The 24,896-nt window shown below is 66.1% G+C and carries 24 protein-coding genes and 1 tRNA gene; 4 read left to right on the forward strand and 21 right to left on the reverse strand.

The window, feature by feature from the left end:
- Nucleotides 1-6: 6 nt before the first annotated feature.
- The 12 genes from LJF27_RS09215 to LJF27_RS09270 form a co-directional block, all read right to left on the reverse strand.
- Nucleotides 7-1,257 carry an OprD family porin gene (locus LJF27_RS09215; RefSeq protein WP_003123192.1) on the reverse strand — a complete coding sequence of 417 codons (1,251 nt, stop codon included), beginning with the start codon at nucleotides 1,255-1,257 and terminating at the stop codon, nucleotides 7-9.
- Nucleotides 1,258-1,335: 78 nt separating this feature from the next.
- Nucleotides 1,336-2,322: an NADH:ubiquinone reductase gene (locus LJF27_RS09220; protein ID WP_004353331.1), complete on the reverse strand. Its 987-nt coding sequence runs from the start codon at nucleotides 2,320-2,322 to the stop codon at nucleotides 1,336-1,338.
- Between the two features lie 15 nt (nucleotides 2,323-2,337).
- Nucleotides 2,338-3,255 (reverse strand): SDR family NAD(P)-dependent oxidoreductase, encoded by a 918-nt coding sequence (locus LJF27_RS09225; protein WP_003123194.1) that lies wholly within the window; start codon nucleotides 3,253-3,255, stop codon nucleotides 2,338-2,340.
- Between the two features lie 40 nt (nucleotides 3,256-3,295).
- Nucleotides 3,296-4,441: an acyl-CoA dehydrogenase family protein gene (locus tag LJF27_RS09230; RefSeq protein WP_003123195.1), complete on the reverse strand. Its 1,146-nt coding sequence runs from the start codon at nucleotides 4,439-4,441 to the stop codon at nucleotides 3,296-3,298.
- A 1-nt stretch (nucleotide 4,442) separates the two neighbouring features.
- Entirely contained in the window at nucleotides 4,443-5,204 is a 762-nt protein-coding gene (locus tag LJF27_RS09235; RefSeq protein ID WP_003086299.1) for an enoyl-CoA hydratase/isomerase family protein, read from the reverse strand.
- On the reverse strand, nucleotides 5,204-6,268 hold the full coding sequence (locus LJF27_RS09240) for an acyl-CoA dehydrogenase family protein (protein ID WP_023110296.1): 1,065 nt from the start codon (nucleotides 6,266-6,268) through the stop codon (nucleotides 5,204-5,206). The genes LJF27_RS09235 and LJF27_RS09240 overlap by 1 nt, the downstream gene beginning before the upstream one ends.
- Nucleotides 6,269-6,408: 140 nt before the next feature.
- The gene (locus LJF27_RS09245; RefSeq protein ID WP_023097915.1) at nucleotides 6,409-6,816 is read right to left on the reverse strand and encodes a PaaI family thioesterase; all 408 of its coding nucleotides are present in this window, start codon (nucleotides 6,814-6,816) and stop codon (nucleotides 6,409-6,411) included.
- A gap of 23 nt (nucleotides 6,817-6,839) precedes the next feature.
- Nucleotides 6,840-8,195 carry an MFS transporter gene (locus tag LJF27_RS09250; RefSeq protein ID WP_017002291.1) on the reverse strand — a complete coding sequence of 452 codons (1,356 nt, stop codon included), beginning with the start codon at nucleotides 8,193-8,195 and terminating at the stop codon, nucleotides 6,840-6,842.
- Between the two features lie 81 nt (nucleotides 8,196-8,276).
- Complete coding sequence (locus LJF27_RS09255; protein WP_003112540.1) at nucleotides 8,277-9,143, reverse strand: MaoC/PaaZ C-terminal domain-containing protein; 867 nt, start codon at nucleotides 9,141-9,143, stop codon at nucleotides 8,277-8,279.
- Nucleotides 9,127-11,274 (reverse strand): acetate--CoA ligase family protein, encoded by a 2,148-nt coding sequence (locus LJF27_RS09260; protein WP_003145556.1) that lies wholly within the window; start codon nucleotides 11,272-11,274, stop codon nucleotides 9,127-9,129. The genes LJF27_RS09255 and LJF27_RS09260 overlap by 17 nt, the downstream gene beginning before the upstream one ends.
- A 109-nt stretch (nucleotides 11,275-11,383) precedes the next feature.
- Complete coding sequence (locus LJF27_RS09265; protein WP_003112542.1) at nucleotides 11,384-12,535, reverse strand: thiolase; 1,152 nt, start codon at nucleotides 12,533-12,535, stop codon at nucleotides 11,384-11,386.
- On the reverse strand, nucleotides 12,532-12,918 hold the full coding sequence (locus LJF27_RS09270; RefSeq protein ID WP_003086280.1) for a Zn-ribbon domain-containing OB-fold protein: 387 nt from the start codon (nucleotides 12,916-12,918) through the stop codon (nucleotides 12,532-12,534). Before LJF27_RS09270 ends, LJF27_RS09265 begins: the two co-directional genes overlap by 4 nt.
- Before the next feature lie 157 nt (nucleotides 12,919-13,075).
- Here LJF27_RS09270 and LJF27_RS09275 point away from each other — a divergent pair, with 157 nt between their 5' ends.
- On the forward strand, nucleotides 13,076-13,876 hold the full coding sequence (locus LJF27_RS09275) for an IclR family transcriptional regulator (RefSeq protein ID WP_014603652.1): 801 nt from the start codon (nucleotides 13,076-13,078) through the stop codon (nucleotides 13,874-13,876).
- Nucleotides 13,877-13,915: 39 nt separating this feature from the next.
- Here LJF27_RS09275 and wapB read toward each other — a convergent pair whose 3' ends face one another.
- From wapB to dapA, 6 genes are all read right to left on the reverse strand, one after another.
- On the reverse strand, nucleotides 13,916-14,908 hold the full coding sequence (gene wapB, locus LJF27_RS09280; protein WP_078465391.1) for a 1,2-glucosyltransferase WapB: 993 nt from the start codon (nucleotides 14,906-14,908) through the stop codon (nucleotides 13,916-13,918).
- Between the two features lie 350 nt (nucleotides 14,909-15,258).
- A tRNA-Ser gene (locus tag LJF27_RS09285) sits at nucleotides 15,259-15,348 on the reverse strand.
- A gap of 93 nt (nucleotides 15,349-15,441) precedes the next feature.
- Nucleotides 15,442-16,152 carry a phosphoribosylaminoimidazolesuccinocarboxamide synthase gene (gene purC, locus LJF27_RS09290; protein ID WP_003123204.1) on the reverse strand — a complete coding sequence of 237 codons (711 nt, stop codon included), beginning with the start codon at nucleotides 16,150-16,152 and terminating at the stop codon, nucleotides 15,442-15,444.
- 28 nt (nucleotides 16,153-16,180) lie between these two features.
- A complete protein-coding gene (locus LJF27_RS09295; RefSeq protein WP_003123205.1) occupies nucleotides 16,181-16,939 on the reverse strand; it encodes an MBL fold metallo-hydrolase in 759 nt (252 codons plus the stop codon).
- Nucleotides 16,878-18,068, reverse strand: a complete 1,191-nt coding sequence (gene bamC / locus LJF27_RS09300) for an outer membrane protein assembly factor BamC (RefSeq protein WP_003086271.1) — start codon at nucleotides 18,066-18,068, stop codon at nucleotides 16,878-16,880. The genes LJF27_RS09295 and bamC overlap by 62 nt, the downstream gene beginning before the upstream one ends.
- Before the next feature lie 17 nt (nucleotides 18,069-18,085).
- Entirely contained in the window at nucleotides 18,086-18,964 is an 879-nt protein-coding gene (gene dapA / locus LJF27_RS09305; protein ID WP_003086270.1) for a 4-hydroxy-tetrahydrodipicolinate synthase, read from the reverse strand.
- 183 nt (nucleotides 18,965-19,147) lie between these two features.
- Between dapA and LJF27_RS09310 the strand changes: the two genes are divergently transcribed.
- Together LJF27_RS09310 and LJF27_RS09315 are read left to right on the forward strand one after the other, a co-directional pair.
- Entirely contained in the window at nucleotides 19,148-19,705 is a 558-nt protein-coding gene (locus LJF27_RS09310; protein WP_003086267.1) for a glycine cleavage system protein R, read from the forward strand.
- An 11-nt stretch (nucleotides 19,706-19,716) separates the two neighbouring features.
- The gene (locus LJF27_RS09315; protein ID WP_003120646.1) at nucleotides 19,717-20,190 is read left to right on the forward strand and encodes a peroxiredoxin; all 474 of its coding nucleotides are present in this window, start codon (nucleotides 19,717-19,719) and stop codon (nucleotides 20,188-20,190) included.
- Nucleotides 20,191-20,250: 60 nt separating this feature from the next.
- Here the strand turns inward: LJF27_RS09315 and LJF27_RS09320 are convergent, their stop codons facing one another.
- Nucleotides 20,251-21,324: an AI-2E family transporter gene (locus LJF27_RS09320; protein WP_003108615.1), complete on the reverse strand. Its 1,074-nt coding sequence runs from the start codon at nucleotides 21,322-21,324 to the stop codon at nucleotides 20,251-20,253.
- A gap of 33 nt (nucleotides 21,325-21,357) precedes the next feature.
- Entirely contained in the window at nucleotides 21,358-21,609 is a 252-nt protein-coding gene (locus tag LJF27_RS09325; RefSeq protein ID WP_003086258.1) for a sulfurtransferase TusA family protein, read from the reverse strand.
- A gap of 163 nt (nucleotides 21,610-21,772) precedes the next feature.
- Between LJF27_RS09325 and LJF27_RS09330 the strand changes: the two genes are divergently transcribed.
- Nucleotides 21,773-23,206 carry a tetratricopeptide repeat protein gene (locus LJF27_RS09330; RefSeq protein ID WP_003112546.1) on the forward strand — a complete coding sequence of 478 codons (1,434 nt, stop codon included), beginning with the start codon at nucleotides 21,773-21,775 and terminating at the stop codon, nucleotides 23,204-23,206.
- A 108-nt stretch (nucleotides 23,207-23,314) separates the two neighbouring features.
- On the opposite strand, the gene nadA is transcribed toward LJF27_RS09330, so the two are convergent.
- Entirely contained in the window at nucleotides 23,315-24,373 is a 1,059-nt protein-coding gene (gene nadA / locus LJF27_RS09335; RefSeq protein WP_003112547.1) for a quinolinate synthase NadA, read from the reverse strand.
- Nucleotides 24,374-24,896 lie beyond the last annotated feature (523 nt).

A 24,896-nucleotide genomic window follows, 5' to 3' on the forward strand; every position in this document is an offset into this window, starting at 1 on the left:
TCCGCTTCACCACAGCGGCAACGCGTAGCTGACGATCAGCCGGGTCTCGTCGATGTCGTTGCCGAAATCGCTGCGGAAGGTGCCGTTGCGCAACTTGATCCCCAGGTTCTTCAGCGGCCCCGATTGCACCAGGTAGGCGATATCGGTGTCCCGCTCCCATTCCTTGCCGCGCCCACCGCCGTCCAGAAGGTCGATGTGTTCGCCACGCAGGTAGCGGCTCATGAATGTCAGGCCGGGCAGGCCGATGGCGGCGAAGTCGTAGTCGTAGCGCAACTGCCAGGAGCGCTCGTCCTTGTTGGCGAAATCGCCGATCTGCACGAAGTTGACCAGATACGGATCGGTCCCGGCCAGGTAGGCGAAGCCGCTGTCGCCGGACATGCGCTGGTAGCCGAGGCCGAAGGCGTGGCCACCCAGGCGATAGGTGAACAGCGCATTCAGCGCGCGATTGTCGACGCGGCTGCCGCCCTCGTCGGTGGAACGCGCCCAGCGGATGTCGGACTTCAGCGACTGGTCATCGGTGAGCGGCAAGAGGTGCTGCACGCCGAGATAATGCTGGCGGTAGAAATCCTCCAGGTTGGCGTAGTGGTAGCTGCTGCTCAGGCGCTCGCTCCAGCGGTAGGTACCGCCGGCGAAGTCGAAGCGGTCGCTGCCGGGGTGCCGGCCCGCCAGTACGTTGCGCTTGTTGCCGCGGGTGATGCCGAGGTCTTCGGCGTTGGTCGAGTCGCGCTGCTTGACCTGGCGCAACTGGCCAAACTGCAGCGCCAGCCCGTCGATCTCGTTCACTTCCAGCAGTCCACCCTGGAAGGTTTGCGGGTGCAGGCGCGTGTCGTTGAACTGCACCACCGGCAGCCTGGGCATCAGGCTGCCGATCTTCAGCGTACTGTGCGAGACCCGTAGCTTGGCGGTCAGGCCCAGGCTGGAATAGTCGTGGGCGGCGCGCCGGTCGCTCGTCGAATACGGCAACAGACCACTACCGGATCGCTCTGGCGAGGAGTCCAGCCTGACGCCCAGCAGGCCCAGCGCATCGATGCCCAGGCCGAAGAGCCCCTCGGTGTAGCCGGACTCGTAGCGCAACAGGAAACCCTGCGCCCACTCCTCCGAATAGGACTGGCTGGCGCCGGGCTGGCGATAGTCGCGATTGAAATAGAAATTGCGCAGTTCGAGGCCGGCCTTGCCGTCGGCGAAAAACTCCGCCTGGGCGAACGACGGCAGCAACGCCAGCCCCGCGGCCAGCATCGGAACGGGAAGAATTTTCATTGTTGTTGTCTCTTCGTCGTCAGTGGATAGACACGGCGCCGCGGCCACTCCCTGCCGCGACCGCCGTGGCGGAGCGGATCAGACCCCGGCGAGCATGCCCTCCAGGCGTTGACGCACCAGTTGGCGCGCCTGCTCGACGATGTCCCTGAGCAACTCGGCGCAGGCCGGTTCGTCGTCGATCAGGCCCTGGACCATGCCGGCCGACCAGATCCCCAGGTCGGTATCGCCCTGCTGGTACACCTGGCGACCGCGCTGGCCGCTGACCAGCGCGGCGATATCGGCGTAGCCGGCGCCGCCGCGTGCCTCGATCGCCAGTACTTCCTGGCTGATCGCGTTGCGCGCCACCCGCGCGGTATTGCGCAGGGAACGCATGATCAGGTCGGTGGAACGCTCGTCGGCCGCACGGATCGCCGCCTTCACCGCAGGGTGTATCGGACATTCGCGAGTGGCCAGGAAGCGCGTGCCCATGTTGATCGCGTCGGCGCCCAGCGCCAGCGCCGCGACCAGGCCACGTCCATCGGCGAAACCGCCGGAGGCGATGATCGGCACGCGTAGCCGGTTGGCCGCGGCCGGCAGCAACACCAGGCCGGGGATGTCGTCCTCGCCCGGGTGGCCGGCACACTCGAAGCCGTCGATGGAGACGGCGTCCACGCCCAGTCGCTCGGCCTTGAGCGCATGGCGCACGGCGGTGCACTTGTGGATCACCTTGACGCCGTGTCGACGGAATTCGGCGATGTGCTCGCCGGGGTCGTTGCCGGCGGTTTCGACGACGCGGATTCCCGTCTCGATGATGGCTGCGCGATATTCGGCATAGGGCACCGGCTTCTGCGTCGGCAGCAAGGTCAGGTTGACCCCGAACGGCCGATCGGTCAGCTCGCGGCAGCGGGCAATCTCCGCAGCCAGTGCCTCCGGGCTCGGCTGGGTCAACGCCGACAGCGTCGCCAGGCCACCGGCGTTGGCCACCGCCGCAGCCATCTCGGCACGGCCGACCCACTGCATGCCGCCCTGCATGATCGGGTGTTCGACGCCGAAGGTCTCGGTGAAACGGGTCCTGAACACGCCCATGGATTGCCTCCTCGGTCAGATCGGGTCCCAGGAGAACACGTCCGGGCTGCGCGCCAGGTCCATGAAGCTGCCGCGCAACGCCGGCATGCCGTGCTCGGCGATGCTCTGCGGGGTCCAGCCGTGCTCGCTATGCACACTGCGCAGCGGCCGGCTCTGGCTCATCAGGAAGAGTTCGTGGTGACGCGCGGCGAACACCTGGCCGGTGACCTCGCGGGCGGCGTCGGACGCCAGGTAGACGGCCAGCGGCGCGTTCTTCTCGGGGGTCATGCGCTGCAGCTTGTCGACGCGGGCCTTCTGCTCCGGGGTTGCGGCCGGGATCGAGTCGGTCATCCGGCTCCAGGCGAACGGCGCGATGCAATTCGAACGCACGTTGTAGCGCTGCATGTCGAGGGCGATGGATTTGCTCAAGGCGACGATGCCCAGCTTGGCCGCGGAATAATTGGCCTGGCCGAAGTTGCCGATCAGCCCGGAAGTGCTGGTCATGTGTACGAAGGCGCCGGCCTGCTGGGTACGGAAGCGTTCGGCGGCGGCCCGGCTGACGAAGAAGCTGCCGTTGAGATGGACATTGATCACCGACAGCCAGTCGTCGGCGCTCATCTTGTGGAAGATCGCATCGCGCAGGATGCCAGCGTTGTTCACCACGATATCCAGACGCCCGAAACCGTCCATGGCGCATTCGACGATACGCCGCGCGCTGTCCCAGTCGGCGACGCTGTCGGTGTTGATCAGACCTTCGCCGCCTCGCTGGCGGATCAGGCCAAGGGTCTCTTCGGCCGGCGAGGCCGACCCGCCCTCGCCCTGTAGCGATACGCCGATATCGTTGATCACCACCCGTGCCCCGGAATCGGCCAGGGCCAGGGCGATCTCGCGGCCGATGCCGCCGCCCGCGCCGGTAACGATCGCGACCTTGCCTTCATTGAGTCTGCTGCTCATGGGTAATCCTCTTCGTCCCGTGGATGTCGTTCGGTTGCGCTCAGCCCGGCAGGCCGAGGACGCTCTTGGCCAGGATGTTGCGCTGGATTTCGTTGCTGCCGCCGTAGATGGTGGTCGGCCGCGACTGGATGAAGATCCCCGCCGGATGCAACTCGGGGTCTTCGGCGAAGGGCTGCAGCAGGGCCGAATCCTCCCCGGCGACCTCCAGGCCCAGCTCGCTGATGCGCTGGAACAGTTCGGACTGGAAGATCTTCAGCATGGATACCTCCGGGCCGAGGCTCTCCCCACGCCGCAGGCGTTCGGCGAAACGCTCGTAGAGCGCCTTGTGGCTGTCCAGGTCCATGCTCAGCGCGGCGAAGCGGCGCACGAACAGAGGGTCGTGCCACAGTCCCAGGTGCCGGGCCAGGCGCTCCAGGCGCTGGAGAGCGAAGGTGGACTGCTTGGGCGAACCGAGGAAGATCCGCTCGAAACCGAGCAGCGCCTTGGCCATGCTCCAACCCTGGTTGATTCCGCCGACCAGGCTGTCGTAGGGCACCCGCACGTCGTTGAAAAACACTTCGCAGAACTCGCCGTGCAGCTCCAGGTTGAGGATCGGCCGCACCTCGATGCCCGGGCTGTCCATCGGCACCAGCAGGAAGCTGATGCCGTGCTGCGCCTTGGCGCTGCGCTCGGTGCGGACCAGCAGGAAGATCCAGTTGGCCTCCGAGCCCATGGTGGTCCAGGTCTTCTGTCCGTTGATCACCCACTCGCCGTTTTCCAGGCGCGCCTCGGTGCGCAGGCTGGCCAGGTCGGAGCCGGCGTTGGGCTCGCTGTAGCCCTGGCACCAGATGTCTTCGCCGCTGAGAATGCGCGGCAGGAAGCGCGCCCGTTGCGCCTCGTCGCCATAGCGGATCAACAATGGGCCGAGCATGGTCACGCCGCTGTCGGGCAGGCGCGCGCAGCCGTACTCCTCCATTTCCTCCATCATGATCAGTTGCTTGCCGGCGCTCAGCCCCATGCCGCCGTACTCCCTGGGCCAGCCGGGACACAGCCAGCCCTGGCGCGACAACAGCAGGTACCACTCGCGGGTTTCCTCGCGCCCCAGGCGACGGGGCGGATTGCGGATGCGCTGCGGATAGTTGGCGGCGATCCACTCACGGACCATCAGGCGAAAGGCGTTGTCATCGAGACTGTCGTAGTCGCTCATCTCAGTTTCCTCTGAATACGGGGGGACGCTTGGCGAGAAAGGCCGCCTTGCCCTCGGCGTGGTCGGCGCTGAGAAACAACTGGCTCTGCAACTCGCCCTCCCGCTCCAGCAATAGGTCAAGGCCCTCGGCGAGCAACGCCTTGGTCATCGCCAGGGGCAACGGCGCCTGCTGCTCCACCCGCCCGGCCAGCTCCAGCGCCATCGCCAAGGCGCCGCCAGCGGCGCAGAGGCGGTCCGCCAGGCCGATGCGCAGTGCCTCCTCGGCCTCTACCACCTGGCCGAACATCAGGATCTGCCGTGCCCGCCCCCAACCGATGCGCGCCGGCAAGGTATGCAACTGGCCGAGGTCGGCGAGCAGCCCGACCTTGCCGAAGCCGGCGGCGAAGCGGGCGCCGGCGCCGCAAACGATGCTGTCGCAGGCCAGCGCCACGGACAGCCCGGCCCCCACCGCCCAGCCCTCGACCGCGGCGATCAGCGGCTTGCCCATGCGCACCATCTGCCGCACCAGCCGCGCGTTGTCCTGCATTCGCGCCCTGCCGGCGGCCAACTCGGTCACCCGCATGTCGCCCAGGTCGCCGCCGGCGCAGAACACCTCTTCGCCACCGGTCAGCAGCACGCTGCGGATCGATGGGTCGCATTCGGCCGCCTCCAGGGCCCGCAGCAATTCCATGCGCAGCGCCGGCGACAGTGCGTTGCGCCGGGCCGGGTTGTCGAAGCGCAACAGGCGCACCGTGCCGCGCGTTTCCTGCAACAAACCGCTCATCAGGCCACCTCCCGCTGTAGCAGCGCGGCGTAGCGCGCCTTGTGGAACGCCAGCGAGCCGTGGGCATTGAGCAGTACCATGGCGCGGCGCAGGAACAGGCCGATGTCCGCCTCGTCGGTGTAGCCGATGCCGCCGTGCAACTGGATGGCCTGGCGGGTCACCAGCAGAGCCGCTTCCGAGGCCCGTACCCGTGCGCTGGAAACCTGCCGCTGGCGCTCGCTTTCCGACGCCCCGGCATCGATCGCGGCGGCGGCCTGCTCGACCATGGCGCGCGACAGTTCGATCTGGATCCTCAGGTCGACCATGCGGTGCTGCAGCGCCTGGAAACTACCGATCTCGCGGCCGAACTGGCGACGTACCTTGAGGTACTCCAGGGTTCGCTCGAAGGCGCCATCCATCAGTCCGACCAGATAGGCCGCGCAGGCCAGCGCTGCCTCGTCCAGAACCTGTTCCGTTACCTCGCCGGACAACCACCGTGCCGGCGCATCGCGGAAACGCAGGCGCGCCAGGTGAGCGCCATCCTGGGTCGCCTCGCAGAGCAGTTCCACGCCATCGGCATCGCGCTCGACCAGCGCCAGGCCCTGCTCGCAGGCCACCAGCCAGGCATCGGCGGCGCCAGCCAGATGTACGTGAGCGACTTCGCCGTGCAGCCGCCCTTGCTGCATACGAGGGCGCCGCCGCCCATCGCGGTAGGCGATGCCCGCCGGCAGGACCAGCCGCTCAGCGGCCAGCAACGCAACGCGCTCGTCTTCCGGCAGCAGCGGCGCCACCAGCCCGGCCTCGATCAGCGGCTCGGGCAGCAGGCCGCGCCCCAGCGCCTCCAGCAACGCCGCGTATTCGCTCATGCCCAGGCCGCTGCCGCCCAACGCTTCATCCAGGCGCAGCGCCGGCCAGCCCATGGCGCAGACCTCGCGCCAGGCCTGGCGGTCCACCCCGCTACCGGTGAAACGACCGCGGCGCACGCGGCTCAGGTCGCCGTCGCGCGGCACCAGCGAAGCCGCGCTGTCGCGGATCATCCGCAGACGCTGCTCGCGCTCGCCGGCCCACTCGTCTTGCTCACTCATCTGTTCGCCCTCCTGTCGATACGCCGACCGCCCGTCCGTCATCTGCACGGGCGGCGCCGGCTTGTCCGCGCGGAGCGACCGCGCAGGCCGTGGTCCGGACGCGCGACGGATGGCTCCGCTGCCGCGCCGCCGGAACTCCGCTACGGCTTAGCCGCGCGGTACCTGAAGCTGCCCGAGGCCATGGCGATGACCTCGCCGCCCTCGTTGCAGATTTCCGCCGTGCAGAAGCAGATCGTGCGGGTCCGCCGCACCACCCTGCCAACCGCACGAAGCTCGCCGCGGGCGCTACCCATGAAGTGGGTAGCCATGTCGATGGTCACCATCGAGCAGTCCGGCAGGCAGGCACGGATCGCCTGGGCCATGGCGGCGTCCAGCACCGACATCAACACCCCGCCATGGAACTGTTGCAGGTAGTTCATCAGTTCCGGGCGATGCCCCAGGCGCACCCGCGCCACCCCGTCGGCATCGGTCCAGCGCTCGAGGCCGATGAACTCCTGGAAGCTGGCGGGCCGCTGCTCCGCCGCTGGCTGTCGTGGAAAAGAACTCATGGATGTGCACTCCTGCCGCAGGATCAGGCCTTGGCCGCGCTCCGCTCGGCGGTATCCCCGGCACTGCCCGGCGCTTGCCGTCGGGAAGCGCTCTCGGCATCGCGGGACTCGCGGTTCGGGTCGTAGAGCCGGTCCGCAATGAACAGCGCCGGGATCAGCCCGGTGAGCACGTAGGTGATGCCCATCACCAGGAAACCCGCGCCGATCGACACGTGGGTGGCCAGCAGGCCGATGCCGGCGGGCGCCACCGCCGCGCCGATACGACCCAGGTTGTAGGCGGTGCCCACCGCCGAGCCGCGGACGCGGGTGGAGAAGCTCTCGGTCATGTAGGTGGCCAGCACCCCGACCGGAACGCCGTAGATGAAGCCGAAGGTGATGAGGATCCAGAGGATGTTGGAGGGCGAGTGGTAGAACACGATCAACGGCATGAAGGCGGCGCTGCCGATGGCCCCGGCGGCGAAGGTCAGGCGCCGGCCGAAGAGATCGGCGCAGACGCCGGCGGCGACCTTGCCGAGGATCATCGCGCTGTAGGTGCCGACCATGTAGCCGGTCATCGACTTGAAGTTCATCCCCAACTCGCTCTCCAGGTAGGACGGCATCCAGTTGTTGGTGCCGTAGTAGCCGAACAGCAGGAAGCAGGAGGTGAGGCTCCAGAGCAGGAACATGCCGCGCGTTTCCGGATCGCCCAGCATCCGTCCCAGCGGGCCGGCGCCGCCAGCCTCGGCGTGGCTCTGCGGAGCCGCGCCGGGACGCTGGCGCCCGGCCTGGGCCGCGAGCCAGGACGGCGACTCCGGCACCCAGGGCCGCAGGGCCAGGCAGACCAGCGCCGGCGCCACGGCGGTGAAGAACAAGGCGCGCCAGCCGAACTCGGGGATGATCTGCCCCGCCAGCAGGGTCGCCACGAGGTAGCCCACGGTCCAGCCGGCCTGCATGGCGGCGAGGATGGTGGTGCGGTACCTGGTTCCGACGCACTCGGACATCAGGATGTTGCAGGCGACGAACAGCGAGCCGAGGCCGAGCGAGGCGACGAAGCGGATCAGCGCGAACTGCCAGTAGTTCTGGGTCAGCCCCAGCAACGCGGTACCGATGGAGAACAGCACGATGGTCCAGGTCACCACTCGCACCCGGCCGAAGCGGTCGCAGCACCAGCCGCCATAGATGCCGCCGACGGCCATGCCGGCGAGAGTCAGGCTGCCGAGGGAGCCGGCTTCGAAGTTGCTCAGGCCGAATTCGGCCTTCAGGCTGTTGAGGCTGTAGGCCAGGAACATCAGGTCGACGCCGTCGGCGAGCAGGCCGAGGAAGCAGAAGACGAAGGCGATCAGCATGGTGCGCCGGGAAATGGCCGGCGCCGGGTTCGGGGAAAGCGCGGTTGCATTCATTATTCTTGTTCTCGCAAGCAGGATTTCGGTTGATCTTCACGGCAGCCCGACAGTCGTTCCCTCGCGCCGCCGCCCTTCGCTTCAGTCCGGCCGCTCTGGCGGCGGACCTACCCGGCCGTTGTCCAGCACCACCACATCGCGCTCGACGACGCGAGTGCGGAACGAGCCGTCGCTCCACATCTCGGTACGCAAGGTCTCGCCGGGAAACACCGGAGCCGAGAAACGCACCTGCAGATGTCCCAGTTGCCCCGCGCGGTAGTCGGCGAGCCCGCGCAACACCGCGTGGAATGCCACGCCGAGGGTGCACAGGCCATGCAGGATCGGCCGCGGGAAGCCGGCCCGCAGCGCTGCCGCGGGCTCCGCGTGGAGCGGGTTGTCGTCGCCGTTGAGGCGGTAGTACAGGGCCTGCTCCGGACGGGTCGGCAGGTCGAGTCGCAGGTCGGGTGTCCGTTCAGGCAAGCGATGCGGCGTTTCCGGCACCTGCCGGGAACCACCGAAGCCGCCGTCGCCGCGAAGGAAGGTGGTGCTGCGGGCGACAGCCAGCACCTCGCCGCTGAGCGCGTCGCTGAGCACCTTCTCGCTGTAGAGCAGCGCGCCCTTGTCGGCGCCCTTGTCTACCAGACCGGTGACCCGGGTCCGGCCGATCACCTCGCCTTCCGCCGGCAACGGCCGCCGCCACTCCAGGCGCTGCTCGCCGTGAACCAGGCGCAGCGCGTCCACGCCAGTCGCCGGATTGCCCAGCCAGAAGCCCGGATGACCGAGCACCAGGGCCATGCACGGCAATGCCTGGAGATCGCGGCACGGATCGACGTAGGCCAGTTGGCGCTCGTCCAGCGGGTCGCCGCCCAGACCGAGGCTCAATGCGTAGAAGGCGCTGTCGCGCCGGCTGTAGCGCTGGCGTACTTCGGGGATCGGGTAGTTCAGGAGCACCTCAGGATCGAGCGCCATCGGCCACCTCCTCGACTTCCAACACCGCATCCACCGCCCAGGCGCCCTGGCCCTCCGGCAAGGCGATGACCGGGTTGAGGTCCACCGAGCGCAAGCGCTCTCCCGCCTCCCAGGCGAACCGCGAGAGATTCGACAGCAGCCGTGCCAGCGCCGCGACGTCGGCCCGCGGCCGGCCACGCGCGCCGAACAGGAGCGGCGCGCCTCTGATGCTACGGATCATCGCCTCGGCTTCGTCGACCTCGAACGGGCAGCGGCGGAACACCACGTCCTGCAGCACTTCGACGAAGATCCCGCCCAGGCCGAACAACGCCACCGGGCCGAACAGCGGATCGCGCTGGATCCCCATGAAGCACTCCACCCCGCCCTGCAGTTGGCGCGCCACCAGGACGCCATCGAGACGCGCCTGCGGCGCCTTCTCGGCGGCCCGGCGCAGGAGCAGTTGGAAACCGGCGCGTACCGCGTCCGCATCGCTTACGCCAAGCAGCACGCCGCCGATTTCCGACTTGTGCTGGATGTCCGCCGAGGCGAGCTTCAGCACCACCGGGTATCCGATGCCCTCGGCGAAGGCAACCGCCTCTTCGGCACTGCCCAGCACCGCCTCGGCGGCGGACTCGATACCGGCGCGCGCCAGCAGGCGCTTGGCCTCGGCTTCGCCGGGCGTGGAGGCGGGCAACTGTAGCCCGCCGGCAGGCCGGCGCAGGCGCAACGGCCGGGCGAAGGCTTCGCCGAGCCGCCCCATGGCCTGGATCGCCACTACCGCCCGGGTGGGGTCTTCGAACAGTGCGAAGCCGGCCTCCTCGTAGGGTGCCAGCTCCTCCCCCTCGCCCATCACCGAGACCACGAACAGACGCTCGGGATGAGCCTCCTTGATCCGCCGGAACTGCTCGGCCAGACGCGCGCCGATGGAGGCGGCGGTGCCGGCCTGGGTGAAGAAGGCGAGCAGCGAACGGTAGCCACCGTCGACCACCATCGACTCGGTAAAGTCGCGCACCAGCGTCAGGTCGTTCAGGGCCTGCGCGGTGCAGTCCACCGGGTTGATCGGCGAAGCGAAGGACAGCCGTGCCTTCAGCCGCTCCTGGGCCATGTCCGGCATCGGCGGCATCGGCAGGCCGACTTCCTCGGCGACATCGCTGACGATGATCCCGGCGCCGCCGCTGACGGTGATCATGCCGAGGCTGTTGCCCACCGGATAGATACGCCGGGTGGCGAGGTAGGCGATGTCCATCAGTTCCTCGGTGGTCCTGGCGCGGATCACCGCATAGTCGCCCAGCACGGCGTCCAGCACCTTGTCGTCGCCGGCCAGCGAAGCGGTGTGGGACAGCGCCGCGCGGCTACCCAGGGCGCTGCGCCCGACCTTGTGCAGGATCACCGGCTTGCCGGCGCGATGCGCGGCCTCCAGGGCGGCGAGGAAGCTGTCGACGTTGCGGATGGATTCGGCGTAGGCCATCACCACGTCGATCTCCGGCGACTCCACCAGCCAGCCGATGCTGTCGCCCAGGGTGACGTCGGCCTCGTTACCGGTGGCCACGCAGATAGGGGTTCCCAGGCGGCGCTGGCGCGCCATGCCGAGCAGGTGCGCGCCGTAGGCGCCGGACTGGGTGGCGATGCCTACCCGGCCGGGCAGCGGTACGCCACGTTCCAGGCTGGTGGAGAAGAACGCGTAGTAACCGAGGTTACTGTTGAACGCGCCCAGCGCATTCGGACCGAGCAGACGCATACCGTACTCGCGGGCAGCGGCTACCACCGCATCCTGCATCGCCGCGCCGGCCTCGCCGACCTCGCTGAATCCGGAAGAGAACACGATGGCACTGCGCGCCCCCTGGCGGCCCAGTGCCCGGACGGTCTCCAGCACCTGAGGCGCAGGCACCGCGACAATGGCCGCGTCCGGTGCCTGCGGCAGCTCCGCGACGCTGGCGAAGGCCGGTAGCCCCTGGATTTCAGCACGGTTCGGATTGACCGGGAGGATTTGCCCGGCATAGCCATGGCGCAGCATGTAGGCGATGGGTCGGCCACCGATGCGGGTCGGGTCGCTGGAAGCGCCGATCACCGCGACCGAGCGTGGTTCGATCAATGGAGTAAGACTGGCGAAACGGGGAGCGTCGATGAGCTGTTGCGAGTGGTTCGCTGACATGGGTTCACCTGATCCGTTTGTCTGTGGCCGGCACGACAACCTTCTCGCGGGCGAGCGGGCCCGCGGGACGCCGCCACGGCAGCGCCCGGAAGGCCTGTCGGCCAGGGGTCTAGAGCGTGTCGCCGGTACCGAGCAACGCGGTTACCTGGCTGGACAGCGTGCCGCCGTTGCCGTGCAGCAACGCCACGTCGGCCTTGGCCAACTGCCGCTCGCCGGCCTGGCGGCGGAGCTGGGTCACCGCCTCGATGATCAGGAACATCCCGTACATCCCCGGATGCACGCAGGACAGCCCGCCACCGTTGGTGTTCACCGCCAACTCGCCGCCGGGCGCGATGCGTCCGCCCTGGACGAATGGGCCGCCCTCGCCCTTGGCGCAGAATCCCAGGTCCTCGAGGAACAGCAGGGTGTTGATGGTAAAGGCGTCGTAGAGCATCACCAGGTCGATGTCGGCGTGCCGCACACCGGCCATCTGCATGGCTCGCGGAGCGCTTTCCGAGGCCGCCGTCACGGTGAGGTCGGGCATCGACACGATCGAGCGATGCCACTGCGCTCCGGCCGCGCCAAGGAAGTACACCGGCGCATTGGGCAAGTCGCGGGCGCGCTCGGCGCGCACTACCACGCAGGCGCCACCGCCGTCGGTGACCAGGCAGCAGTCGGCGGCACTCAGCGGGTCGCTGACCATCCGCGCGGCAAGGACGTCATCGACGCTCAACGGCCCGCGGGCGAACGCCTCGGGATTCAGGTTGGCCCATTGCCGGGCAGAGACCGCCACCTCGGCGAGCTGCTCGCGTGTGGTGCCGTACTGGTGCATGTGCCGGCTGGCCGCCAGGGCATAGGCGGTGATCGGGTGGCGCGGCTTGTAGGGCGTCTCGTGCCATTGTGGCTCGCTCATCGATACCAGGCGGCCGCCGGCGGTTCGCTGGTTGGAGCCGTAGCAGATCAGCGCAGCGTCGCAGAGACCGGCCTCCAGTGCCAAAGTGGCCTGCAGCAGGTGCAGCTCGAAACTGGAGCCGCCGATATTGGTGCCATCCACGAATTTCGGGCGGATGCCGAGGTATTCGGCGACCGACAAGGTGGGAAAGGCATGGGAGCTGGTGGCGGCGAAGATCGCGTCGATGTCGGAAAGCTTCAGGCCGGCATCGGCAATGGCCTTGAGCGACGCCTGGCCGAGCAGTTCGATGGCGCTGTAGCCCGGCGCCTCGCCGACGCCGGCGCTACCGATGCCGACGATGGCGGTCTTGCCACGGATGGCTGCGCTCATGGTCGTCCCTCCTGGTGGGGAACGAACACCACGACATTGGCACCATCCTGCTCGACGATGCGCGCCTGCACACGGGTGCCGATCGGCAGGCTCTGGTGCCCGTCGATCCGCGACATCATGCGCACGCCCTCGTCCAGGTCGACCAGCGCGACATTGTGATTGCCGCCGCGGGAGCGATTGACAGTGATCGCGTAGAGCGTACCCAGGCCGCTGGCGGGAACCCACTCGAGATCAGTCTCGCCGCTACCCGGCACCAACTGGCGCGGGTAGAACACATGGCGACCGCTGGAACGGCTGCGCTGCAACATGAAACGGCCCTGGGCGAGAAACGCAAGGTACTGCGCCTCAGGTCCCGGAGTACTGCCATCGGGAAGATCTGCCACGAGGTTTCTCCTTTGTTCTTGTCGACCTTTGCTGCAAAGTGCATCGCGCTGGACGCCGAACCGGATACTGCTTCCGCCCCCGGTTGTACGTTCCGGAAGGCCAGAATATATTCACTATCGTGAATGTCAATCACAATACTGAATGAAAAGAGGAAAAATGACCAAGGACGCCACAACCAAAGGCACCAGCAGCAAAGATGTCGGCGCGGTAGTGAACGCCATTCAGATACTTCGCCACCTGGCCCACGCCGACGGACCGCAAGGCGTGGCCGCCATCGCTCGCGCCACCGGTATCAGCCCGAGCAGCGCCTTCAATATCCTGCGCACCCTGAGCAACGAACGACTGACATCCTTCGACGATGCGGGCAAGACCTACCAACTGGGCCTTGGCCTGTCGGAACTTGCCGTAGGATTCGTCGGACGCAGCTATGCCGACCTGATCCAGCCAGAGCTGGAGCGACTGAGCCTTGCCCACCACATCCTCATCGCCCTGTGGCAAGTCACCGACGATGCGCACATCCGCGTCATCGCCCTTGCCGCACCGCCCGTCGCCCACGTCAACGTCGCCGTCGGCACGCGCCTGCCGGAACTGGTCGGCGCCGCCGGGCGTTGCATTGCCGGCCTGCGCGAACTGCCGGAGGACGAACTGCGCCGCCGACTGACCCGCGTGCGCTGGGAAAATCCGCCGAGCTTCGAGCGCTACCAGGCCGAAGCGACCGAGGCCGTCGAGCGCGGCTGGGCTATCGACCAGGAACACCTCTACCGCGGCGTGAGCATGGTCGCCAGCGCCATCACCGACCGCGACGGACAACCGCGCTTCGCCATCTCCGCGATCGGCATCAGCGCCCAGCACCAGCCCGACGACCTGGAACGGATCGGCACCAGCCTGCGGGATACCGCGCGCTTCGTGAGCCGCGCGCTATTTCCCCAGGGCGAGGCACTGAAGGATAAATCCTGAAATGACATTCAACCCACTGAAAGATTAGCCGGCCAGCCGTCATCGACCCTCGACGCCGGTACCACCTTTCAACCCGAGGACCGGCAGATAACGGAGAAAGCGCCAGAATCGCTTCAGCGTCACCCGGTCCCACGCCCGCAGCGGCACCGAGCGGAACAACTGCCAGGCATATCGCCCATCCTGGACAACAGCCTTCTTCAGCGCCTTGTTCAGGATCAGTTGCCGGGCCCGGCGATAATTCGGGTGAGCCCGATAAGGCTCGATGGCTTGCATATCCGCCTCGTAATTGAGCTTGTACCTGCCGGACAGACCGCTTCCATGCCGGCGATAACGCCCCATGTAGGCCGGCAGTCGATGAATTTCATAGCCCTGCGCCGCGATCCTGAGGGTGATCTGGAAATCCTGCACGCGAATCGACGGGTCGAAGAAATCCGCCCGCTTCATCGCTTCCATGCGGTAGAGCGCCGTCAGCGGCATGACCACCAGGGTCTCGGCCAATGCTGCATCGAACCCCCAACGCTCCACACAACCCTCGCTGAAACCGTCTCGCGCCACTTCGTTACCGGCACTGTCGATACAGATATTGAAACCGCCCACGCACCCGACCTCGGGGTGCGCAAGCAAGTAGTCGACGCGCGTGTCGAGCGCTCCAGGCAGGACAATGTCGTCGAGGTCGGGAGTCATCACGAACTCCCCCCGCGCATGACGCAAACCGTGATTGAGCGCATCGCTCACCCCTCGGTTAGCCTGGCGGTAGAGCTGGAAACCGTGACGCTCGCGGAGCATGGCGAGACGCTCATAGGTGTCGTCCGTGGATCCGTCATCCACCACGATCAACTCAAGATTGGGATAGCCCTGCGCGTAGATGCTGGCAATCGCCTCGTCCAGATACTTCGAGATATTGAAACAGGCGCAAACGACGGAAACGAGCGGTCGCATTTCTTCCTCCCCAGCCCCGGCTCCGGGACTCGGCACAAACCGATAACCTGGCTGTCCGCTGGAAGGAAACCGTGCCATGCAGCTCGGCCACACATCCGCGGCGCCTTCAAGCGCCGGGATACTAAGAAGAACCGCCCCGACCATCGAAACCGGCAGGTCGCCCGACCCGGCGCTCGAAGGACAGAAAATCGGAAGCAATGGAGAAATGCGCGCTCAGCGCACCCACGAAACCCAGACAGAGCGGGACGACCACCCAGAGGAGAAGGAAGGACAGAACGAAGGAAGGGCCCGCAGCATTCCTAGGAGAACTGCACGACCTGGCCAATACCCGAAACCATGGCACGGCTTTCTCGCCCGCCCCGCAGAGGGGACGCCCGAACGCTCGCCAGAAAAGACAAAGCCCCTGGAACGCCAGGCATTCCAGGGGCTTTGCTCATATGTAATGGCGGAGAGATAGGGATTTGAACCCTAGGAGCCATTGCTGACTCAACGGATTTCGAATCCGTCCCGTTCGACCACTCCGGCATCTCTCCGTGCGGCGCGCATGATACCAGCTTGTACGAAGAACGCGAAGCTTTCTTGAAGATTTTTTCGCGTTCTTTCAGATGGTTGCGCGCATTTTGAGGTTAAAGCGGCACGCCCAGGCGCTTGGCTACCTCTTCGTAGGCTTCGATCACATCGCCGAGGCCCTGGCGGAAGCGGTCCTTGTCCATCTTCTTGCGGGTTTCCTTGTCCCACAGACGGCAGCCGTCCGGGCTGAACTCGTCGCCGAGGACGATCTGGCCATGGAACAGGCCGAACTCCAGCTTGAAGTCCACCAGCAGCAGACCGGCATCGTCGAACAGCTTGTTCAGCACTTCATTGACCTTGAAGGAATAGGTCTTCATCTGCGCCAGCTGCTCGGGAGTGGCCCAGCCGAAGGCCTGGACGTGGGATTCGTTGATGAACGGATCGCCCAGGGCGTCGTTCTTCAGGAACAACTCGAAGGTGGGAGGAGTCAGGGCGATGCCCTCTTCCACGCCGAGGCGACGCACCAGGCTGCCGGCGGCGAAATTGCGCACCACGCACTCGACCGGGATCATGTTGAGCTTCTTCACCAGGCACTCGGTATCCGACAGCAGCTTGTCGAACTGGGTCGGAATGCCGGCAGCTTCCAGCTTCTGCATGATGAAGGCGTTGAACTTGTTGTTCACCGCGCCCTTGCGATCGAGCTGTTCGATGCGCTTGCCGTCGAAGGCGGAGGTGTCGTTGCGGAACAGTAGGATGAGACGATCGGCATCGTCGGTCTGGTAAACCGACTTGGCTTTGCCGCGGTAGAGTTCTTCGCGTTTTTCCATGATGGGCTCCGCTTACGGGTAATAGGGCCTAGGCGATCTCGCGCCAATCCAGGCCTGAATGCTGATCGGCCACCTGCAGCCAGCCCGGATCGCACCCGAGGGTGTCGACGAAGGTTTGCCGGGCCAGCTGCGGCGAGTTGTTCTTTTCGCTGAGATGGGCCAGCACCAGGTGCTGCATGCGACCCCAATCCAGCTGCTTCACCAGTTCTGCGGACTGATGGTTGTTCAAGTGCCCTCGCGAACCGCCTACGCGGGCCTTGAGAAAATAGGGATACGGGCCACCGGCAAGCATCGTGCTGTCGTGGTTGGCCTCGACCACCAGAGCATCCACCGCACGATAGCACTCCAGCACCTCGGCCGTGGCCATTCCCAGATCGGTGAGCATGCCGAAGCGCCGCTGCCCATCGGACAGCACGAACTGGGTAGGCTCGCGGGCGTCGTGCGAGACGCCAACCACCTGCACTTCCAGCCCGCGGATCGCCAGGCGCTGGCCGGCCCTCAACAGCTCGGCGGGGTGCACCGGGCGGCGCATGCCGCTCAGGGTACCCGCACTGAGATAGACCGGGATTTGGTAATGCCGCGCCAGCAGTTCGACGCCATGGATGTGATCGGCGTGTTCGTGCGTGACCAGGATCGCGTCCAGCTGCGCGGGGCTCAGCCCCAGGCGCGCCAGACGCTTGATGATTTCACGCAGCGGGAAGCCGCAATCGATCAGTATCCGGGTGTCAGAACTGCTCACCAAGGCCGAATTGCCCCGGCTTCCGCTGCCCAGAACCGCGAACCGCATTGCGCATGCTCTCCTGGAGTTTTTCCAGTACGTTTTGCGCGACATCGGCCGGCGCAGAGGTGTTGATGTCCTTGTCGACGGTGACCTGCACGGCGTCGCTGACGGTGGTCAGGCGGACCTGGTAGCGCTGCGCCTTGGCGTCTTCCTCTTCCTTGGTCTTCTCGCCGCCGCCGAACAGGCGACTGAAGAACCCGGGCTTGTCTTCGTCGGGCTTCTTCGCCCCTTCGGCGATGTTCACGTAGTACACGCCAAGGCTGCGGTTGAGGTCGTCGACGCGGATATCGGCGTTATCCAGGGCACGCCCGACACTGACCCAGGAGCGGTCGAAGTCGGATTGCAAGGTCAGCACCGGGTTGCCGCTGCCGTCCTTGCTCAACTCGAAGGTGCCGGGCGTGTCGTAGATCGAGTTGGCTGCCAGCAGGGAGACCGAGCCGCCCTGCTCGGCGCTGCGCGCCATGCTCGCGACCATCTCGTCGAGCAGCGCCGCGTCGAGGCTCGGCGCCACCGACTTGCTCGGCCAGCTCGGGCTGCTGGTGTCACCGGCGGCGCGGGTCTGGCTGAGCACGTAGACCTCGCTGGTATTGCTTTGCACGCCGGGCTCGATACGCACCCGAACCCGTGCCTGGCCGTCCGGCTCGACACCGCTCACGCGGCTGCTAAGGCGGCGTGCCAGCGGCGCGGAAAGCTGCGACAGCGATTGCCAGTCGGAACTGAACTCGCCGGTCTGCGGGCGCTCGTCGGCGATGCGGAAACCGTTCTCCTCGAAGAACTGCCGGGCCACCGGCCAGACTTCCGCCGGCGGACGCTGGGCCACGACCCAGCGGCTATCACCGCTGCGCTGCAGGCTGTAGTCGCTGATGTCGCCGGCGTTGGCCAGCGGCTGCGGACGCGGAACCTCGTACTCACCCTCTTTTTCGTGGGTGGTGGCGACGTTCAGCGGAATCGGCAGCAGCGGATCGAGCGGCTTGCTGTGCACCCCTTCGGGCAATTGCATGGGAGGCGTTTCGCGGGCGCCGAGGTAGTCGTCACCGCGGTCGCGGAAATAGCCCTCCGGCCCCCACAGCCAGCCGCAGCCGGAAGTGTTGCCGATAACCAGGGCGAGGGCGGTCAGTCCAGCCAGTCGCTTCATTGCGTGGAGCTCCTTGATCAAGCCAATACGCCGGTCTGGCGCATGGCCTGACGCAGCGGCTCGTGGCAACGCGGGCTGAGCCAGGTCAGGGGCAGGCGGATGCCCTCGGGGATCAGACCCATCTCATGCAGGGCCCACTTCACCGGAATGGGGTTGGATTCGATGAACAGCGCCTTGTGCAGCGGCATCAGGCGATCGTTGATGGCGCGCGCGGCTGCGGCGTCGCCGCGCATGGCGGCGGCGCACAGGTCGCTCATGGCGCGCGGCGCGACGTTGGCGGTCACGGAGATGTTGCCCTTGCCACCCAGCAGCATCAGCTCGACGGCCGTGGCGTCGTCGCCGGAATAGACGAGGAAGTCCTTGCCGACGCGCTCGATGACTTCCTTGGCGCGTTGCAGGTCGCCGGTGGCCTCCTTGATGCCGATGATGTTCGGTACCTTGGACAGGCGCTCGACGGTCTCCGGAAGCATGTCGCAGGAGGTGCGGCCCGGTACGTTGTAGAGGATCTGCGGGATCGCAACGGCTTCGGCGATATGGCGGAAGTGCTGGTACATGCCTTCCTGGGTCGGCTTGTTGTAGTACGGCGTCACCAGCAGGCAGGCGTCGGCGCCGCCGCTTTTCGCGGCCTCGGTCAGCGCCACCGCCTCGCGGGTGGAGTTGGCGCCGGTGCCGGCGATCACCGGGATGCGGCCCTTGACCTGGTCGACCACGCGACGGATCACCTGGATGTGCTCTTCCACGTCCAGCGTGGCCGATTCACCGGTGGTGCCGACGGCGACGATGGCGTTGGTGCCTTCCTGCAAGTGGAAGTCCACCAGCTTGGCGAGGCTGTCCCAGTCCAGTCGACCCTGAGCATCGAAGGGGGTGACCAGTGCCACCATACTGCCCGCAATCATGCAACCGCTCCTGCCGCGAAATTAAAGCGGTAATGGTACTGTCGGCGGCAGGCCTTGCACAAGACGAGCGCCACCTCGTCGGAAGCCGCTGACAGGCGGCAGACGTTTCCCTCGGCGGCGCTTTTCGCTACCCTTCCCGCTTTAGGTACGGCCCGTGCCGCCAGCGTATTCCAGGAAAGTTGAATGTCCACCAGCCAACCCCGCGAACAATTCCTTCTGATCAGCGCCCTCGGCCCCAATCCGATGGAGCTGACCACCCTGCTCTGCCGCGCCTGCGTCGAGAGCCGCTGCGCCGTGGTCAGCAGCCGCCTGACCCGCCACGGAGAGTTCAGCGCCCTGGTGCTGCAGATCTCCGGAAGCTGGGATGCCCTCGCCCGCCTCGAGGGCAGCCTGCCGGCCCTCACCAAGCGCGGCGACATCACCCTCAGCATGACCCGCAGCAACGCTCACGTGACCCGCGCCCAGGCGTTGCCTTACGTGGCCTATGTCAGCGCGGTGTATCGCCCGGACATCCTCAACGAACTCTGCCAGTTCTTCATCGACCACAACATCGAGCTGGAGAACCTGACCTGCGACACCTACCAGGCGCCGCACACCAACACCACCATGCTCAACGCCACGATTACCGTGACGCTGCCCGCCGGCACCCAGATCAGTTGGCTGCGCGACCAGTTCCTGGACTTCGCCGACGCCCTGAACCTGGATGCCCTGATCGAACCCTGGCGCCCCCAACACCCCTGAGGAGCCGAGCCATGCCGGTCGCAATCGACAAACCCGTACCCGACTTCACCGCCCCCGCAACCAGCGGCAAGGAGGTGACCCTGTCCGCGCTGAAGGGCAAGCAGGTCGTCCTGTACTTCTACCCGAAGGACAGCACCCCCGGTTGCACCACCGAGGGCCAGGGCTTTCGCGACCAGTACGCGGCGTTCCAGAAGGCCAATACCGAGGTCTTCGGCATCTCCCGCGACGGCCTGAAGTCCCACGAGAACTTCAAGTGCAAACAGGAATTCCCCTTCGAGCTGATCAGCGACAAGGATGAAGCGGTCTGCCAACTGTTCGACGTGATCAAGCTGAAGAAGCTCTACGGCAAGGAATACATGGGCGTCGACCGCAGCACCTTCCTGATCGACAGGGACGGCGTACTGCGCCAGGAGTGGCGCGGCGTGAAGGTGCCCGGGCATGTCGACGCGGTTCTCGCCGCCGCCCAAGCGCTCAACGGCACCTGAGCCCCGCCCCGAAAAAAAAGGCCGCATCCGCGGCCTTTTGCATTTTTCATGCGGCCGATGCTATCGCGTGGCTGCCGGAGTCTCGGGAAGGTCCTTGGGCCAGGCATCCAGCACCGCTTTCACCAGGGTCGCCAGGGGGATCGCGAAGAACACGCCCCAGAAGCCCCAGAGCCCGCCGAACAGCAACACCGCGCAGATGATCGCCACCGGGTGCAGGTTCACCGCCTCGGAGAACAGCAGCGGCACCAGCACGTTGCCATCCAGCGCCTGGATGATCGCGTGGGCCACCATCAGGTAGATGAACTGGTCGCTCCAGCCCCACTGGAAGAAGGCGATCATCGCCACCGGTACGCTCACCACCACCGCGCCGATGTACGGCACCACCACCGACAGGCCGACCAGCAGGGCCAGCAGCGCTGCGTAGTTGAGCCCCAGGTAGGCGAAGGCGATGTAAGTCACCGCGCCGGTAATGACGATCTCGATGACCTTGCCGCGAATGTAATTGGCGATCTGCTGGTTCATCTCGGCCCAGACCTGTTTCATCAGCCCGCGCTCGCGCGGCAGGTAGCGGTGGAACCAGGTATGGAAGCGCTTCTTGTCCTTGAGGAAGAAGAACACCAGGATCGGCACCAGCACCAGGTAGATCATGACGTTCACCACCACCGGCAGGCTGGCCAGCGACGAGGTCAGCGCCCACTGGCCGATCTGGCCGAATTCGCCGCGCGCGGTCTCGATGGCCTTGAGCACCTGCTCCTCGCTGATCAGGCTGGGATAGCGCTCGGGCAGCATCAGCAGCACGCTCTGCCATTCGCCGAGCATCCGCGGCAGTTCGTTGAACAGGGTGAACAATTGCTGCCAGAGCAGCGGCAGCAGGACCACCAGGAACAGCGCCAGCAAGCCGAGGAACAGGCTGTAGACCAGCCACACGGCGAACAGGTGCGGCACCCGGAAGCGTTCCAGCATGCCGACCACGCCCTGGATCAGGAAGGCGATCACCATCGCCGCCAGTACCGGCGCGAGCATCCCGCCGAAGGCGAGGATGACGCTGAAGCCGAGCACCAGCATGATCGCCAGCACCACTGCCTCCTCGTCGGAGAAGTAGCGCTGCATCCAGTCGCGTAACACCTTGATCATCGGAAATCCTGAATCGGAACGGCGAAGGCTCCGCTAACGCTTGCGCAGCCAGTATCGATAGACGCCTTCGGCGGCCTCTTCGCGCAGCAGTTCATGGCCGGCGAGCTGGGCGAAGGCCCGGAAGTCTCGCTGCGACCCGGCATCGGTGGCGATTACCTTGAGCACCCCGCCGCTGGGCAGGCGGTTCAGCTCCAGCTTGGCCTTTAGCAGGGGCAGCGGACAATTGAGACCACTGGCATCCAGCTCCGCGTCACATACCAGGGGGGATGAATCGTTATCCGTCATGACAGCCTCTCCCGAAGGGCCGACAAGCATACCCAAGCCTATCCGCCGCTGGCCAGTTGAAACGGCGCTCGAAGTCCAACAGCTTCGGGGTCTCGGGCAGATACCTAGGCAGTGCCGATGACCAACGGCTAAAGTAAGGCCTTTGCCAACCTGAGCCTCCTGCATGAATGTACTGCGCCCTGCCCTGTTGACGCTCGCCTGCATGCTCGCTTCGCCGGTCATGTCGGACGATCTGCCCTCCCTGGGCGACGCATCTTCCTCGATCGTTTCGCCGGAGCAGGAGTTCCAGCTGGGCCGCGCCTGGCTGAGCATGCTGCGCAACCAGGTCGATGCGATCTCCGACCCGCAGCTCAAGGACTTCGTCGAAAGCAGCGTCTACCGGCTGGCCGAAACCAGCGACCTGCAGGACCACCGGCTGGCCTTCATCCTCATCCGCGACGCACAGATCAACGCCTTCGCCGCGCCCGGCGGCGTGATCGGGGTCAACGGCGGGCTACTGCTCAACGCCCAGACCGAAGGCGAGTATGCCGCGGTGCTGGCCCACGAACTCGGCCACCTGATCCAGCGCCACTTCGCCCGCGGCATCGAGGCACAGCAGCGCATGCAACTGCCGGTGATGGCAGCGATGCTCGCCGGCATCGTCGCCGCGGCCGCCGGCGCAGGGGATGCGGGTATCGCGGCGATCGCCGGGACCCAGGCGGCGGCGATCCAGAACCAGTTGCGCTTTTCCCGGCAGAACGAGCAGGAAGCCGACCGCGTCGGCGTCACCAACATGGTTCGCGCCGGTTACGATCCGCGCTCGATGCCGAACATGTTCGAGCGCCTGGCGCGGCAGTACCGCTACGACGGCAAGCCGCCGGAGTTCCTCCTCACCCACCCGGTCACCGAATCGCGTATCGCCGACACCCGCAACCGCGCCGAACAGTATCCCCAGGGCGGCAAGGAAGACAGCCTGCGCTACCAGCAGATGCGCGCGCGCACCCAGTTGCTCTTCGAGGAAACCCCGGGGATGGCCGGCAAGCGCTTCCGCGCCATGCTCAACGACAATCCCAAGCTGGATGCCGCGCGCTACGGACTGGCCATCTCGCAGACGCGCATCGGCCAGCTCAACGATGCCCGTGACAACCTCAGGCAATTGCTGGCGAAGGCACCCAACGACGTGGCCTACAACCTGGCCCAGGTCGAGCTGGACATCACCGCCAACCGCCTTCCGGATGCCGATCAGCGGTTGAAGAAGATGCTCGCCCAGTTCCCCAGCAGCTACCCGCTGAAACAGGTGCGCGCCGACCTGATGCTGAAGATGGGCAAGCCGCAGGAATCGGAGAAGATCCTCGACGACCTGAGCAAGGCGCGGCCGCTGGACCCGGATGTCTGGAACCGCCTGGCCGAGGTGCGCAGCCTGACCAACAACGCCATCGGCGTGCACCAGGCCCGTGCCGAGTACCTGTCTCTGACCGGCGACTACCAGGCCGCCATCGAGCAGCTCGATTTCGCCAAGCGCCGCGCTGGCGGCAACTTCCAACTGGCTGCGCGACTCGACGCTCGCCAGCAGGAAATTCGCCAACAGGAAAAGATGGTCAAGGAAATGTTCCGCTGAGCGGCATATCCGAGGAAAAACACCCGGCGAAGCTCATCGAAACAGGGGGTTGGGCGAACAACCGCACCGCGCTTACTCGCCCTACGCAGCGGCACGCCCTCGCCAGGATCAGGCGTTCCCGGCCTGGCGCAGGCGCGCGGCCTGGGTGAAGTCGAGCATGCGCTTGAGCGGACGGACCGCCCTCGGGATCAACGCCGGGTCGACGAAGATTTCCCCGCTGCCTTCGCGCAGGCAGGCCAGGGTCCGCTCGAGCGTGTTCATCGCCATCCACGGGCAGTGCGCGCAGCTGCGGCAGGCGGCGCCGTTGCCGGCGGTGGGGGCCTCGATGAAATCCTTGTCCGGGCACAACTGCTGCATCTTGTAGAAGATGCCGCGATCGGTGGCGACGATGAAGGTCTTGTTCGGCAGGGTCTGCGCGGCCTTGATCAACTGGCTGGTCGAGCCCACGGCATCGGCCAGCGCGACCACGCTTTCCGGCGATTCGGGGTGGACCAGGATGGCGGCGTCCGGGTAGAGCGCCTTCATGTCTTCCAGCTGCTTGGCCTTGAACTCCTCGTGGACGATGCAGGCGCCGTCCCAGAGCAGCATGTCGGCCCCCGTCTCGCGCTGGATGTAGCGTCCCAGGTGCTGGTCCGGTGCCCAGAGGATAGGCTCGCCGTTGTCCATCAGGTGTTCGACGATCTCCACCGCGCAACTGGAGGTCACGACCCAGTCGGCGCGTGCCTTCACCGCCGCGGAGGTGTTCGCATAGACCACCACGGTCCGTTCCGGGTGCTGGTCGCAGAATGCCGAGAACTCATCCACCGGGCAGCCCAGGTCGAGCGAGCAGGTCGCTTCGAGGGTCGGCATCAGCACGCGCTTCTCAGGGTTGAGGATCTTCGCCGTCTCGCCCATGAAGCGCACCCCGGCCACGACCACCGTCTGCGCCGGATGCTGGTTGCCGAAACGGGCCATCTCCAGCGAATCGGATACGCAACCGCCGGTCTCCTCGGCCAACGCCTGGATCACCGGATCGCAGTAGTAATGCGCCACCAGTACCGCGTTCTGCGCCTTCAGTTCGGCCGCGATCGCCGCGCGATGCTCGGCGCTCTCCTGCTCGCTCAACACGCGGGGTTGCTTGGCGGCCAGGTGGGCCTGGACCAGGAGTCGTTCGGAAATGTGCGTCATAGTCGCTACACCTGAAGGCGCAACAGCGCGTCTCTCGATTTTATACCCGGCGGCAGGCTGGACCGCCGGGAGCTGACGATTGCAGGTTTCGGGCACGGCACCCGCGACACCCTCGAGCGAAGCTCGGGGTATCCGCCTGCAAGGCCGCGGATTCTAACCGCATAGGTCGCGCCAGGGCCATCCCGGCGTCCGTACCGGCCTGGCCGGTGGCTACGCTAACAAAAGACATAGGTTTCGGTCGTTAGACCTACGCGACATAATTTTTTCGTTTCTTAGAACCGTCCCTAGCTCGGCTCGCTCCACGACCGAACACGACATGCCGGCATGCCAGCGTTAATACTTTGGTATTATGCCCTTGGTATTAGCGTTAAATAACCGGTAAATATCCGGATTTTCTTTTCGTCGAATTTACGAGCAATATGAAACATATTTCGTTGAAATAAGCTCTTCTTTCACATAATTATAAAAATATCCTGAAACAGAGCCGTCATCCCTCACCTCCAAAACGACGACTCCCCGTGCC

It is taken from the genome of Pseudomonas sp. 203-8 (assembly GCF_020708595.1).
GTDB lineage: Bacteria > Pseudomonadota > Gammaproteobacteria > Pseudomonadales > Pseudomonadaceae > Pseudomonas > Pseudomonas aeruginosa.

Bases quoted from the DNA above. Each gene is read 5' to 3' on its own strand.
- LJF27_RS09215 (WP_003123192.1), bottom strand. From the start codon at position 1,257: ATGAAAATTCTTCCCGTTCCGATGCTGGCCGCGGGGCTGGCGTTGCTG.
- LJF27_RS09220 (WP_004353331.1), bottom strand. From the start codon at position 2,322: ATGGGCGTGTTCAGGACCCGTTTCACCGAGACCTTCGGCGTCGAACAC.
- LJF27_RS09225 (WP_003123194.1), bottom strand. From the start codon at position 3,255: ATGAGCAGCAGACTCAATGAAGGCAAGGTCGCGATCGTTACCGGCGCG.
- LJF27_RS09230 (WP_003123195.1), bottom strand. From the start codon at position 4,441: ATGAGCGACTACGACAGTCTCGATGACAACGCCTTTCGCCTGATGGTC.
- LJF27_RS09235 (WP_003086299.1), bottom strand. From the start codon at position 5,204: ATGAGCGGTTTGTTGCAGGAAACGCGCGGCACGGTGCGCCTGTTGCGC.
- LJF27_RS09240 (WP_023110296.1), bottom strand. From the start codon at position 6,268: ATGAGTGAGCAAGACGAGTGGGCCGGCGAGCGCGAGCAGCGTCTGCGG.
- LJF27_RS09245 (WP_023097915.1), bottom strand. From the start codon at position 6,816: ATGAGTTCTTTTCCACGACAGCCAGCGGCGGAGCAGCGGCCCGCCAGC.
- LJF27_RS09250 (WP_017002291.1), bottom strand. From the start codon at position 8,195: ATGAATGCAACCGCGCTTTCCCCGAACCCGGCGCCGGCCATTTCCCGG.
- LJF27_RS09255 (WP_003112540.1), bottom strand. From the start codon at position 9,143: ATGGCGCTCGATCCTGAGGTGCTCCTGAACTACCCGATCCCCGAAGTA.
- LJF27_RS09260 (WP_003145556.1), bottom strand. From the start codon at position 11,274: ATGTCAGCGAACCACTCGCAACAGCTCATCGACGCTCCCCGTTTCGCC.
- LJF27_RS09265 (WP_003112542.1), bottom strand. From the start codon at position 12,535: ATGAGCGCAGCCATCCGTGGCAAGACCGCCATCGTCGGCATCGGTAGC.
- LJF27_RS09275 (WP_014603652.1), top strand. From the start codon at position 13,076: ATGACCAAGGACGCCACAACCAAAGGCACCAGCAGCAAAGATGTCGGC.
- purC (WP_003123204.1), bottom strand. From the start codon at position 16,152: ATGGAAAAACGCGAAGAACTCTACCGCGGCAAAGCCAAGTCGGTTTAC.
- LJF27_RS09295 (WP_003123205.1), bottom strand. From the start codon at position 16,939: ATGCGGTTCGCGGTTCTGGGCAGCGGAAGCCGGGGCAATTCGGCCTTG.
- bamC (WP_003086271.1), bottom strand. From the start codon at position 18,068: ATGAAGCGACTGGCTGGACTGACCGCCCTCGCCCTGGTTATCGGCAAC.
- dapA (WP_003086270.1), bottom strand. From the start codon at position 18,964: ATGATTGCGGGCAGTATGGTGGCACTGGTCACCCCCTTCGATGCTCAG.
- LJF27_RS09310 (WP_003086267.1), top strand. From the start codon at position 19,148: ATGTCCACCAGCCAACCCCGCGAACAATTCCTTCTGATCAGCGCCCTC.
- LJF27_RS09315 (WP_003120646.1), top strand. From the start codon at position 19,717: ATGCCGGTCGCAATCGACAAACCCGTACCCGACTTCACCGCCCCCGCA.
- LJF27_RS09320 (WP_003108615.1), bottom strand. From the start codon at position 21,324: ATGATCAAGGTGTTACGCGACTGGATGCAGCGCTACTTCTCCGACGAG.
- LJF27_RS09325 (WP_003086258.1), bottom strand. From the start codon at position 21,609: ATGACGGATAACGATTCATCCCCCCTGGTATGTGACGCGGAGCTGGAT.
- LJF27_RS09330 (WP_003112546.1), top strand. From the start codon at position 21,773: ATGAATGTACTGCGCCCTGCCCTGTTGACGCTCGCCTGCATGCTCGCT.
- nadA (WP_003112547.1), bottom strand. From the start codon at position 24,373: ATGACGCACATTTCCGAACGACTCCTGGTCCAGGCCCACCTGGCCGCC.